The 12,453-nt window shown below is 40.1% G+C and carries 11 protein-coding genes; 5 read left to right on the top strand and 6 right to left on the bottom strand.

Annotated features, from left to right (window positions below; translation table 11 throughout):
• Positions 1-9: 9 nt before the first annotated feature.
• Positions 10-273: a hypothetical protein gene (locus tag I2F62_RS06695; RefSeq protein ID WP_324626243.1), complete on the top strand. Its 264-nt coding sequence runs from the start codon at positions 10-12 to the stop codon at positions 271-273.
• Positions 274-304: 31 nt separating this feature from the next.
• Here I2F62_RS06695 and I2F62_RS06700 read toward each other — a convergent pair whose 3' ends face one another.
• Positions 305-1,588, bottom strand: a complete 1,284-nt coding sequence (locus I2F62_RS06700) for an MFS transporter (RefSeq protein WP_324626244.1) — start codon at positions 1,586-1,588, stop codon at positions 305-307.
• Positions 1,589-1,686: 98 nt separating this feature from the next.
• On the bottom strand, positions 1,687-1,890 hold the full coding sequence (locus tag I2F62_RS06705; protein WP_324626245.1) for an amino acid transport protein: 204 nt from the start codon (positions 1,888-1,890) through the stop codon (positions 1,687-1,689).
• A 133-nt stretch (positions 1,891-2,023) separates the two neighbouring features.
• Between I2F62_RS06705 and def the strand changes: the two genes are divergently transcribed.
• Entirely contained in the window at positions 2,024-2,521 is a 498-nt protein-coding gene (def, locus tag I2F62_RS06710; RefSeq protein WP_324626246.1) for a peptide deformylase, read from the top strand.
• Positions 2,522-2,550: 29 nt separating this feature from the next.
• On the opposite strand, the gene I2F62_RS06715 is transcribed toward def, so the two are convergent.
• Positions 2,551-3,309 carry an AraC family transcriptional regulator gene (locus tag I2F62_RS06715; RefSeq protein WP_420713735.1) on the bottom strand — a complete coding sequence of 253 codons (759 nt, stop codon included), beginning with the start codon at positions 3,307-3,309 and terminating at the stop codon, positions 2,551-2,553.
• Positions 3,310-3,401: 92 nt separating this feature from the next.
• Between I2F62_RS06715 and I2F62_RS06720 the strand changes: the two genes are divergently transcribed.
• On the top strand, positions 3,402-4,622 hold the full coding sequence (locus I2F62_RS06720; RefSeq protein ID WP_324626247.1) for an MFS transporter: 1,221 nt from the start codon (positions 3,402-3,404) through the stop codon (positions 4,620-4,622).
• A 532-nt stretch (positions 4,623-5,154) separates the two neighbouring features.
• Positions 5,155-6,780 carry an inorganic phosphate transporter gene (locus I2F62_RS06725; RefSeq protein WP_324626248.1) on the top strand — a complete coding sequence of 542 codons (1,626 nt, stop codon included), beginning with the start codon at positions 5,155-5,157 and terminating at the stop codon, positions 6,778-6,780.
• A 73-nt stretch (positions 6,781-6,853) separates the two neighbouring features.
• Here the strand turns inward: I2F62_RS06725 and I2F62_RS06730 are convergent, their stop codons facing one another.
• Positions 6,854-8,371, bottom strand: coding sequence for a hypothetical protein (locus I2F62_RS06730; RefSeq protein ID WP_324626249.1), 1,518 nt, complete (start codon positions 8,369-8,371; stop codon positions 6,854-6,856).
• A gap of 199 nt (positions 8,372-8,570) precedes the next feature.
• Entirely contained in the window at positions 8,571-9,188 is a 618-nt protein-coding gene (locus I2F62_RS06735) for a rhomboid family intramembrane serine protease (RefSeq protein ID WP_324626250.1), read from the bottom strand.
• Positions 9,189-9,318: 130 nt separating this feature from the next.
• Between I2F62_RS06735 and nfuA the strand changes: the two genes are divergently transcribed.
• On the top strand, positions 9,319-9,963 hold the full coding sequence (gene nfuA, locus I2F62_RS06740; RefSeq protein ID WP_324626251.1) for a Fe-S biogenesis protein NfuA: 645 nt from the start codon (positions 9,319-9,321) through the stop codon (positions 9,961-9,963).
• Positions 9,964-10,031: 68 nt separating this feature from the next.
• On the opposite strand, the gene I2F62_RS06745 is transcribed toward nfuA, so the two are convergent.
• Positions 10,032-12,431, bottom strand: coding sequence for a TonB-dependent siderophore receptor (locus tag I2F62_RS06745; RefSeq protein ID WP_324626252.1), 2,400 nt, complete (start codon positions 12,429-12,431; stop codon positions 10,032-10,034).
• Between the last annotated feature and the right edge of the window lie 22 nt (positions 12,432-12,453).

Below are 12,453 nucleotides of genomic sequence, written 5' to 3' on the forward strand. Positions count from 1 at the left end.
AATATTTTTATGTCGCAAGATTTAAAACAGCGCGATCGTAAACGTTGGACAATTTTTGCTATTGCTTTGTGTATTCCCATGTTATTGGTATTGGGGCTATTTTTTGCAGCAAAACAAGATGCTCAAACCAAAAAAGAATACGATCAGCTCAGTACAGAATATGCCAATGAGCGTCAAGCGCGAGAAAACCAGCAACACCTCAATAGTGAACAGCAATACCAACAATTGCAAAAAGATCAAGAAGCACAGCTTTCCAAGCCAGCCAAACCATAAAACAGCAATGGGCGATAAAAATCGCCCATTTTTATTTTTGCGGGGCAGGTTCAAATTTTAGCTTAAAGACCACAGCAGTGATGCAGGCAATGATTGCCAATAAAAAAATGTAATACATGGCACCAATTTTACTGTATTGGCCTAAAACTTGTAGCAGCGGCAGCGTCAATCCACCAATGATCGCATAGGCAACGTTATAAGAAAAAGAAATTCCCGAAAAGCGAATAACGGCAGGGAACATTTTTACCAACGCGCTAGGTACAATGCCAACACAACCTGAACATAAGCCAAGCAGCATATACAGCATAAAAATGCTGCTGTGACTGGCACTATTTAAACTGTTATAAAATACTGCGGCCACAATGGCTAACGTTGCCGAACCCCACAGCATGACTTTTGCACAGCCCAAGCGGTCAGCCAACATTCCCGTTAAAATACAGCCCAGCATTTGCATTAAAATAGCCGCACTTTGCATTTTAAAGGTGAGTGCACGTTCATAGCCAAAACCGTTCATTAATAAATTCGGCATGGCCAAAATAATGACCACCACGCATCCCGTTAAAAACCATGTAAATAACATGCCAATTGCAACTGCAGGTTTGTGTTTTTGCAAAACTTGTTGAATTGGAAGTGCTTTGGCTAATTCTTTACGTTGCTGCATGGCTTTAAATACAGGTGTTTCGTGTAAATAACTACGTAGATATAAGGCAAATAAACCAAAAATTCCGCCTGCAATAAATGCAATTCGCCATGCCCAAGAATGAATTTGCTGCTCATTAAATTGAATGGAAATACACAAAGACATGACTGCACCGAGTAAAATCCCTAAAGATAAGCCTGCGGTGAGTAATCCGTTGGCAAAACCGACGCGTTTTTCTGGTGCATGTTCTGAAACAAAGGTCCAAGCAGCAGGAATTTCACCGCCAATGGCAATACCTTGAATAATTCGCATCAATAATAAAAGCAGCGGTGCAGCATAACCAATGCTTGCAAAGGTTGGCAAAAGTCCAATGATGAGCGTGGGCAGCGACATGAGTAAAATAGACAAAGAAAACAAGCGTTTTCGTCCAACCAAGTCGCCAAAATGCGCCATGACGACGCCACCTAGTGGCCTGAAAAAATAGCCGGCAGCAAAAATGCCGTAGGTATTCAGCATTGCCCAAAATGGACTGAGCGTGCTTGGAAAGAATAAATCGGAAATGATTTTTGCGTAAAACACATAAATCACAAAATCGTAAAACTCTAATGCGCCTCCTAGCGAGGAAAGGACGAAGGTGCGTTTATCTTGAGATGAGAGTTGGGTTGTGGCATCCATGCTTTATAATATGTAACAATAAAATTGGCTTGATGTTACTGTAAAAATGCTTAAAAAGTAACTGATTCAACGCGATAAACTTGCACCATTGGTTAAACTTATTGGCGGAATAACATTGGGGAAATACAGAGCAGCAAACCAATAATGCTCATAAGTGTAATATTTTCAATAAAATAAGGGAAAATCATTAAACCAAACCCACAGATCAAAGGCACAACCACTTTCTGTTTTTTGCCATACAGAAAATAACCGAAGCCAATCGAGCTAAAAACTAATCCAAGCAGTAAAGAGGTTGTATTCATAAAAAAATCAGGCCATTTTTGCCATCAGATTAGTACGAAAAGCTGAAAACCAGATTAATTGTTTTTGTGTTTAGTTTAATAAGTCACGAATTTAGCGAAAGTGAGTTTGTGATAGACTCATTAAGAGCAAAACATGATAGAGAAAAAGAGCGAAATGACCATTTTACCTGTGGCTCAGCGTGGCGAAAACATTTTAACGCTTAAAGCGGTACCTGTAGCTGCCAATGAATTTAACAGTGAGTGGCTAACACAATTGTCTGCTGCCATGTTTGACACCATGTCCGAACGCAATGGCGTTGGTATTGCTGCGCCGCAAGTGTATATTTCAAAACGGGTGATTATTGTCGCCTCGCGCTCTAATCCACGTTATCCCGATGCGCCAGAGATGGACCCGATTGTGATGGTGAATCCTGAAATTTTAGAATTTTCTGTATCGACCTGTTTAGGCGAAGAAGGTTGCTTAAGTGTACCGAATGAACGTGCGATGGTGGAACGTGCTGAAATGGTGCGTGTACGTTATTTCACTTTACAAGGCGATGAAGTTGAAAGCGCTTATCGCGGGTTTCCAGCCCGAATTGTACAACATGAAATAGACCATTTAGATGGTGTCTTGTTTGTGGATCGACGCTGATTTCCTAAGCCTTGTTTAAAACAAAAAATTTAGCCCTTAAACTGTTGTGGCGTTTTACCTAAATGACGTTTAAACATGGCACTAAAGGCGCTGGCATTGGTATAACCAAGCGATGTTGCAATACTTGAAATCGCTTCGCCATGACCAATTTTACTTAATGCCAAGGCAATGTGAAGCTGCTGAATCCAACTTCGATACGACAGCCCAGTGTCTTTTTGAAACATTCGCATTAAGGTACGTGGGCTCGTACTAATTTCATCGGCCCATGCATTTAAATCTTTTAGATCATTTGGCGTATCAAATAAAGCCTGACAAATTTTTAATAGTCGCGCATCTTTAGGCCATGGAATTTGAATGGGCAGTAAATTGGCTTTATGAATTTCCTCAAAAATAAGCACTTGTAACGCTCTGAATAATTCATCTGAATTGATGCCACTGCTGATGGGTAGGTGATGCGTTTCGTTTAAACGAATCAGTAATTCATGTAATAAGTTGCCTACACGAATAATAAAACAATGTTGGCTCATTACCCGTGCTGCTTTTTCTTCAATTAACGCCGTATTCATTTTTACATAGCTGAGTGCAATCACGCTATGTTCAATCCGTGCCGGAATCCATAAGGCACATTTGGGCGGCACAATCCACATTTGCTGCGGTGTATAAACTTGAATGGTGCCTATTGACGCGTACAGTAATTGTGCTCTTAAATGAGCATGTGGATAGGTAATGTCCTTATAAATATGTTCGGATGATTGACCAATAATCAATTCAGAATGATCGATATTCACTTAAAGTTGTCACTTATACAATATTAATTGGAAGATAATGCTGTTTCGGTCGCTTTACAATTGTTTTCTCTTGAAAAAATGGAGCTTTAGAGATGACAGATTTGGCACAAATTAAAGACGGTTTGGATGAAATAGACAACCAGCAATCACACAAAATGATTATTAAAATCGTCGGTGCTGTTGCGGTCGCACATTTACTGAATGATTTAATTCAGGCGGTGTTACCTGCAATTTATCCCATGTTAAAAGCCAATTTCTCTTTAAGCTTTGTGCAAGTTGGGCTAATTTCCATGGTGTACCAAATAACAGGCTCATTATTACAACCGTGGGTTGGCCTATATACCGATAAATATCCTAAGCCGTATTTATTACCAATTGGTATGTGTGTCACTTTTGTGGGTATTCTGGTTTTGGCATTTGCACCGAGCTTTGGCTTATTGTTGCTTGCATCGGCAATGATTGGTGTGGGTTCGGCAACATTTCATCCTGAAGCATCACGTGTCGCGCGTATGGCATCGGGTGGGCGTTTCGGTACAGCACAATCGACCTTTCAAGTCGGCGGCAATACCGGTACTGCCATTGGGCCATTATTGGCGGCGATATGTATTGTGCCTTTTGGGCAATATGCGGTGGCAGGGTTAATCCTTTTTGCGTCATTGGCAATTTGGATTTTAACGCAGGTGAGTCATTGGTCGGTTAAAAATGCTCAAAATCTAAGTATATTTAAGGCCAAAGCCGAGCAGACCAAATTACATGGCCAAAAATTGGTGATTGCGTTAAGTACCATCTGTGTATTGATGTTTGCTAAATTTACCTATATTGCAAGTATTGCAAATTACTTCACGTTTTACTTAATTCATAAATTTCATGTAGGTTTGCAAACAGCGCAATTGCATTTATTTGCCTTTTTAGCGGCTGTGGCACTGGGAACTTTTGTGGGTGGGCCGATTGGCGACAAAATTGGACGTAAAGCCGTGATTTGGGTGTCCTTTTTAGGTATGGCGCCATTTGCATTAATTATGCCGTATGCCGATTTATTTTGGACCACGGTGTTATCTATTATTGCAGGCTTAATTTTATCTTCTGCATTTTCTGCAATGGTGGTCTATGCGCAAGAAGCCATTCCGGGTCGGATTGGAATGGTTTCAGGGTTAATGTTTGGCTTAATGTTTGGCGTCAGTGGTATTGCAGCCGCAGGTTTAGGGTATTTAGCCGATTTAAATGGCATTGAATGGGTCTTTAAACTATGTTCATTTATGCCATTATTGGGTTTTGCGACCATCTTCTTACCCAATACACGCATTAAAAAATAAAGTACAGCCAAATGGCGTGAAGTGCATTTTCACGCCATTTGGAAAAGTATTTGTAGTGAAGCAAATAGAGCCTTGGCTTTCATTTAGATGTTTGTCTGGTTGTTCAAAGTCTTAGTCTGAGTGCAATTCATTGGTCTATTTTGTTTATTTCAGAAATTTTATAACCATAATGATGTTTACTGCCGAATCTTTGCTTATGTCTAAAGCCCCAATTTCTTGTTATCCAAAAATAGAATGATCTCAAAAGATGTATATGCAATTGCAAAAAGGGTAGCGCCGTCATCTTAATGCAATAAATGAAGCGTTAAATGAAAAATATAACAATGAAGTGATGATTTTATAGCCCATAAAAATGATTTGAAATGATCGCACTAATTCCTAGTGTTGTATAAAAATTCTGCAAAACTATGCGGTCTGATTTAAAATAAAGCAAAAGATCGGAAATAGTTTTTTCTGAAAATCAGAATGTCATATAATTGTCATAATTTAAATGAAGAATAAGGGGACTTTTTGATCCCCTTTACATGACTGCATGAATTCAAATATTCCTCCTGCACAAGAGTCAGTACAACTTGATCCAGTAAAGCCATCAAATGTACATGCACCGACGCCTAAATTTTTTATGCCGGTGTTTCTGACGGTTATTATTGCGACATTAATTTATATTGCTTTGCAAGTGAATGCTGATTTAGCCAATGTTCCACCATTAAATCTGTATTCTGTTGTTCTTTTATCTACCGCGTTAGTGATTGCTTTAGGCTTTGAGTTTGTTAATGGTTTTCATGATACAGCCAATGCCGTTGCAACAGTGATTTATACCAATTCTTTATCTGCACCTGTGGCGGTAATGTGGGCGGGCTTTTGTAACTTTTTAGGGGTCATGCTCGCAAGCGGTACCGTTGCTTACGGCATTATTGCACTGTTGCCTGTTGAACTGATTATGAATGTGGGCAGTGGCGCAGGCTTTGCAATGGTGTTTGCACTGTTAATTTCAGCCATTTTGTGGAATTTAGGCACTTGGTTCTTTGGTATTCCTGCCTCAAGTTCGCACACCTTAATTGGTTCAATTTTAGGTGTGGGCATTATGAATCATTTGCTTACGCAATCGACTGGCGCGTCAAGCAGTGGTATCGACCTTGATCAGGTATTAAAAGTCGGTAAGGCATTACTGTTTTCGCCTTTAATTGGTTTTGTGTTTGCAGCGCTGATTTTCTTATTGGTGAAATTCTTTTTTAAACGCCATTTTGAATTGTTTCAACCGCCAAAAGGTGCTGAACCACCACCACCGATTATCCGTGCGATTCTCATTTTTACCTGTACAGGGGTTAGTTTTGCACACGGTTCTAACGATGGGCAAAAAGGTATGGGCTTAATCATGCTGATTTTGGTTGGATTGGTCCCGCTTGCCTATTCGTTAAATAAAAATATGGATAGCCAACAGCTACAAAGTTTTGCGCAGTTGTCGTCACAAACATCGGTATTAATTGCGCCAGAACATCAAAAAATTGATGATCAAGACGCTGAACATGTACTTACATTGTACTTACAAGATAAGAAAATCACCCCAGAAGTTTTGCCAGCACTGGCTAGCATGACGCAGCATTTGGGTGAAGAAATGCAAAGCTATACTTCACTTAAAGATATTCCTGAACATCAAGTGACTGAAATTCGCAACCAAATGTTCTTAAGTACAAGTGCGCTAAAAAGCTTAGCTAAAAAAGACGCTTTACCACATTGGACTGCTGAACAAGACAAAACCGTAAAAGCTTACCAAAAAAGCTTAGATGGTTTCTTACAGTATATTCCAACATGGGTAAAAGTTGCTGTGGCATTGGCATTGGGCTTAGGCACCATGGTGGGCTGGAAGCGTATTGTGGTTACTGTGGGCGAGCGTATTGGTAAAAACCATATGACTTATGCGCAAGGAATGTCGGCAGAGTTGGTTGCAATGAGTACCATTGCAGCAGCAGATGGTTTTGGTTTGCCAGTTTCTACTACGCACGTTTTAAATAGTGCGGTTGCTGGAACCATGGTTGCCAATAAATCTGGCTTACAAGCTTCAACCATTCGTAGTATTTTGTCTGCTTGGGTTCTGACTTTACCAGTAACGATTTGTTTGTCTGGTGGTTTGTACTGGTTGTTCTTGAAATTTATTTAAAGCTGTCGGGCTACATTAAATAAAAAAAGCTTTGCCTCGGCAAAGCTTTTTTTATGGGTTAAGGTAATTGAGATTATTTTTTAAACATAAATTTGTTTTTCACTAATCCGTACACGGCAGAAAAGGGCAGCGCACTTCTGACCAAATAAGCAGCATTCCACATTCCACCATGATTGGCACCTTCCATAAGCAACTCTAAAGGGTGTTCAGGGGTATTCTTGGCTTGTGCCAAACTGCTCGGGTTGCGTAAATCGTGAATCCACATTGCGGCCATAATGGCATTGGTGGTTTCTGGTTCAAAAGCTTCTACATCAAACAAATGTGCGCCAGAAAAAGCCGCTTTAAGCAGTGGATTTTTGGTGACCGACTGGGTTGTGGTGGAAGGTGCAATGTTAATACAGACATGTTGTCCCTGAGTTTTTGCCACAATGGCACGCCATTGCTGAATGCGTTTTGCCAGTGCGTAATTCGGGCCTTGTTCAAGCACTAAACAGTCGGCAATGCTGTAACTTTTACCATTATTGGAACGAATGGCTCGATGCGTGTGCGGTCTTAAAAAATGACGAATACTTAAACCTGAAACACCTTTGGCTAGCATTTTTTCTAAGGTAGAACGCTGACCGAGTTTTTGGCGCGCACGTTGCATCACTTGGGTGGGCACCGCGTAAATATCGGTGGGTGTGCACATAAACATCAGTGTGCTGTCGGGTTTTTTGCTGCTTACATATTGCATAATGGCATCCATCGCCATGGCGACACGGACATGTTTTTCGCCATCTAAATAAGCAATCGCTGCAAGGTCAAGCTGTTCTGGCATTTTCGCCAGCCAATCTGCAATTTCTGGAGTTTGGGTTAAAAGGTTGGCACCCAATAACGAAATAAATTGATCGCTGTGGTTTAAACGCGTGCTTGCAGGGGCAATTAAGGTGGCATTGCCATCTTGAATAGTTTTTAAAATACGCGTCCACACGTTTTCATTGGGCAAATCGATTGCCACAATATTGGCTTTCCACTTCGACAACCACGTTAATGGACCCGCTTCAGAACCTGCACCAAATAAAACCATAGTTCGGTCTGACAAATCTAACCATTCAGGGTGGGCTTGTACGGCTTTTAGTGCTTCGGCATGGCTGGCTTCTATAATGCCTTGTTCCTGCCATGCATCAATTTGCGCAAGTAAAGCTTGTCCTTGTAAGTTTTTTCCGCCGTAAGGAATATACCATTCGGGTGCTTGGCTGCTTTGCCCCTTAATGGTAATGCTATGCAACGGTTGTATTTGTGGCGCTTGCATAAAATTTTGCAGGCATAATTTGCTGTCTTGACGATGAAACTCAAATAATTGATGGGCTTTTTGTAAGCCATGTTTTGCAATTTTGAAGGGGTTTTCTTTGAGGCGAATACTATCTTCAACCATTTTTCTAAAATAAACAGGATATTTTTTTCGCCAGTTTTTTTCTTTGATCACCTCTTTCGAGGCTTTATTATCAATGAGAGCCAAGGCTTCAGACAAAATTTGCTGTCCCGTCCGTGATGTGCTTATACGTTGATCTTCATCGCAGGGGAATTGGAGTCCTTCTCGTGTTTCTGACATGCAAGTCGTCCTTTAAAATAATAATTTGACAGTTATATTAATTATGGCGTGATTTGGCACTTTTCGACCAGTATTTCTTGCGAGAAAATGTAGCAAATCATCACAGAGTGTATCTTTATTTAGTCGTGCCGGAAGCTCCATAAATGACAATCATCACTTATGGAGGCTGTTTTAAAGATACGCTATAGAATGATTATATTTAGAACGGTAGTTGTGTTAATTCGACTAAAAAATGTGGCAACACTTTGGGATTGATCAGCAAGGTGACAACAACACCGTAGGCGGCCCCCCAAAGGTGCGCACTGTGATTGACATGTTGTCCTGTTCTTTTAGACGACCAAATGCTATAGCCCACATAAAGTACAGCAAAAATAATGGCAGGCACAGGAATAAAGAAAACGAGAATTAAATTCCAAGGTTTAAACAAAATGTAGGCAAACAAAACTGCAGACACCGCACCAGATGCACCCAAGCTTGCCCATTGGTAATCGTTTCTATGCTTAAAGTAGCTTGGTAAAATAGAAAAAATTAACGCGCCAACATAAAACAGCACAAAGCCCATATTAAAGGCATATTGTCGGTAAAATTGCTCAATGGCACTGCCAAAAAAGAACAGGGTAATCATATTAAACAGCAAATGCGTACCATCGGCATGCACAAAACCATAGGTAATAAAACGATCGTATTGACCTTTTTGCATTGCAGGTGGCCAAAAAATGAGACGATTCATTAGTGCCTGATTAGAAAAAGCCAACAATGAAATGATTACGGTAAGAATAATGAGCGTAATACTATGGTTAAAGGGTAACTGAAGCATAAGTTTTTATCGCAAAAATAAGGTCAATATAAAAATTAAAAAAACAATTCCGACAATTTTAGTTGATTTTTCTCAATTACCCCATATTTTTAGTTAAAATACAGCCTTCATATTGAGGAAAGAAAACGTCATGTCGACTGAGAACATCAACTCTGCGGTGGCAGGAACAGAAGAAATTCCAAATTTATTGATTACGCCTTCTGCTCAAGAATATTTAGCAGACCTCTTGGCGAAACAAAATACGCCGGGTATTGGTGTTCGTGTGTTTGTAGAAAGTGCGGGTACACCTCGTGCAGAATGCTGTATGGCATATAGCGCGCCAGAAGAAGTTGTACCGACAGATTATAAGCAAGATTATCCAAATTTTCCTGCTTTTATTGATGCGCCGTCTATCCCATATTTACGTGACGCGGTTATTGATTATAACAAAGACCGTTTTGGTGGGCAGTTAACATTCCGTGCACCTAACTCTAAGGTACCACGCGTTGGTGCAGATGCTTCGATTGAAGAACGTATTGCTTATGTATTGCAAGCGGAAATTAATCCCGGTTTAGAAGGGCATGGCGGAAATTGTAGTTTGGTTGAAGTGATTGACGATGCCGAGCACGGATTAACCGCAGTGTTAAAATTTGGCGGTGGCTGCCAAGGTTGTTCTGCAATTGATGTGACATTAAAACAAGGTGTTGAAACCACATTACAGCAGCATATTCCGGAGCTAAAACGTGTGGTTGACCAAACTGACCATAGCCAAGCAGAAGGTGCTTATTTTAAATAAGTTTTTTTTGCTAAATAAAAAAGACCTCTTATGAGGTCTTTTTTTAGTTTATAGATACAAACTGAATGTTAGAACTTCGCTTCTAGTGAAAGCGTGAAGCGACGTGGTTCACCATAAATTAAGCCATTATAGAAACCATATTGGCGGTAGTAAGTTTTATCAAACAAGTTACTTACATTTAAACTTGCAGAGAAGTTTTTATTGATGTCGTAACGTGCCATTGCATCAAATAATGTATAACCTTTAACTTTAAGTGGGGTGTTATCGTATGTTGGAATACCATCTTTAAGAACTGGGTTACCACTTGCGTCTAGAATTGGTCGACCTGGGTTTGGTGTATTAATTGTTGGAGTTTGCCAAGATGCACCAGCACCAATTGTTAAACCGTTGATATAGTCAGAAAGGTTGTACGTTGTATGGATGCGGAATAAATTACGTGGATCTTTGCGATCTGCTGTGCTTTGGTCTTTAACAGACAAATAAGTATAACCCGCAGAAACATTCCAGTTATCGGTTACAGCACCAGAAATTTCGGTTTCAAAACCTTGGGTTTCACGACCAGTACCTTCAAAATATGCTTGTGTGCCTGCAACACCTTGTACAAGGTTATCACTGTCTTTTATCGCAAGATTTTTTTGCTTGGTTTTAAATACTGCTAAAGAGGCATTTAACGTATCATCGAACCATGCACCCTTAATTCCTACTTCATAGCTTTGGCCAGTAATTGGGTTTAACACATCTCCATTCTGTTTTTGCTGTGATTGTGGTGTAAAGATATCTGTATAACTTGCATAGGCAGAATAATTTTCTGCAAAGTTGTACACTAAACCGTAATAAGGTGTCCATGCATGAGTACTTTTTTGACCACTTTGACCACTTAGTGTGCCATTTTCTGTATAACTGTTTATGTATGTATTGTAATAACTACGGCGAACACCTGTAATTAACGATAAGTCATCCATCAAACTGAAACGTGCTGCTAAATAGCCACCATATAAATTTGTAGTTGTCTGTTTATTTGCACCTGTGCGAGTAGCAATAATATCGCTATATTCGTCACCCGACCATGTACGCCAGTTGGTTGATAGATTCGTCCGGTATTGACAGCTTGTTGGGCCACTTGAAGTAACACCATCTATATTACAATTAAATGCCCATTCTTTATCCTGCGTCTGTGAACCAGTCATGCCCAACATTAAATCATGTTGGCGACCGAATAGTTGAAATGGACCCGAGAGTGAAATATCTAAAACATCATTTTTTGTTTCTGATTCACTATGAAGAGCATTTAAATAAGCACCAGTACCATCTTGATTCCAATGTGGATATTCATTTCCTGTTAACGGCTTACCATTGTTTCCAATAATATCATTTCCATTTGCATCTTTCTTCTTAATGCTTCTATTATTTACCTTCACTACACCAAGATTGTTTAAAGCTTCACTTTCAGTATGTGCATAATGTGTACTGAGTTTCCAATCGTTTGCTAACTGGCTGTCTAAAGAAGTAAAGAAGGTTATACCTTCATATTCTGAGCGGCTCCAATCTGCAGTTGGATTGAATTTACGGCTGAAATTAGTGGTGGTTGCATCTGCAAACCATACAGGTACGTTGGTTCCCCAAGAAACACCATGCTCTTTTTTATTGTCATATTGGAAGCCCGCACCAATGGTGGTGTCGTCAGATACATCAGCCGCAATACTTGCCAGTACACTGGTACGTTTGAAGTTTTCACGTTCGCGGAAACTGTCTGAATCTTCAGAGCTCACCACCAAACGCGAACGTACTGAACCTTCTTGAGTTAATGGAACATTAATATCGCCTACAACGCTTTTTTTGTCCCAACTGCCGGTACGTAATTTTACGCTACCACCTAATTCTTTTTTCGGAAGCTTACGCACTAAGTCGATGGTTGCCGAAGGGTCGCCTGTACCCCCTAACAAACCATTGGCACCACGCACAATACTGACTTGTTCATACAAGTCCATATTTAGTGAGTTACCGGCACCATCAAAATCTGATTCGCCAGAAATCGCTAAACCGTCCGATTTATAATTAGTAATATCGTATCCACGTGCACGATAGGTGGTACGACCACCCACATCAAGCTGATTAAAAGTAATCCCTGTTGCTTGACCCATCACATCGTCAATGGTTTGTGCATTGGTATCGTCTAATTGTTGGCGAGTAATTACAGAAACCGACTGAGGTGTTTCTTTAGGGCTTAAAGCCAAACCTGTCGAAGAACTGGTTTTTTGTGTTGTGTAAGTTTTTGGTTTTTCTGTACTTACTTTAATTGTTGGTAGTACGGATGTATCGCTTGCGTTTTGCTCTTCAACGGCAGCATGTGCTGTACCTGTGATAAGAACTAAACTGACGATACTTAAGAGGTAATTTGGATTACGTTTGTACCATAAAAGGGATGGCTGCTTTTTTGGTAAACGTTTATCAGTAGTATGATTTTTCATAAGTTTAAACATTTATTTAATA

Source organism: Acinetobacter sp. MD2(2019) (assembly GCF_035615615.1).
Classification (GTDB): domain Bacteria; phylum Pseudomonadota; class Gammaproteobacteria; order Pseudomonadales; family Moraxellaceae; genus Acinetobacter.

Coding starts and splice junctions, on each gene's coding strand:
- I2F62_RS06695 (WP_324626243.1), top strand. CDS start 10: ATGTCGCAAGATTTAAAACAGCGCGATCGTAAACGTTGGACAATTTTT.
- I2F62_RS06700 (WP_324626244.1), bottom strand. CDS start 1,588: ATGGATGCCACAACCCAACTCTCATCTCAAGATAAACGCACCTTCGTC.
- I2F62_RS06705 (WP_324626245.1), bottom strand. CDS start 1,890: ATGAATACAACCTCTTTACTGCTTGGATTAGTTTTTAGCTCGATTGGC.
- def (WP_324626246.1), top strand. CDS start 2,024: ATGATAGAGAAAAAGAGCGAAATGACCATTTTACCTGTGGCTCAGCGT.
- I2F62_RS06720 (WP_324626247.1), top strand. CDS start 3,402: ATGACAGATTTGGCACAAATTAAAGACGGTTTGGATGAAATAGACAAC.
- I2F62_RS06725 (WP_324626248.1), top strand. CDS start 5,155: ATGAATTCAAATATTCCTCCTGCACAAGAGTCAGTACAACTTGATCCA.
- I2F62_RS06730 (WP_324626249.1), bottom strand. CDS start 8,371: ATGTCAGAAACACGAGAAGGACTCCAATTCCCCTGCGATGAAGATCAA.
- I2F62_RS06735 (WP_324626250.1), bottom strand. CDS start 9,188: ATGCTTCAGTTACCCTTTAACCATAGTATTACGCTCATTATTCTTACC.
- nfuA (WP_324626251.1), top strand. CDS start 9,319: ATGTCGACTGAGAACATCAACTCTGCGGTGGCAGGAACAGAAGAAATT.
- I2F62_RS06745 (WP_324626252.1), bottom strand. CDS start 12,431: ATGAAAAATCATACTACTGATAAACGTTTACCAAAAAAGCAGCCATCC.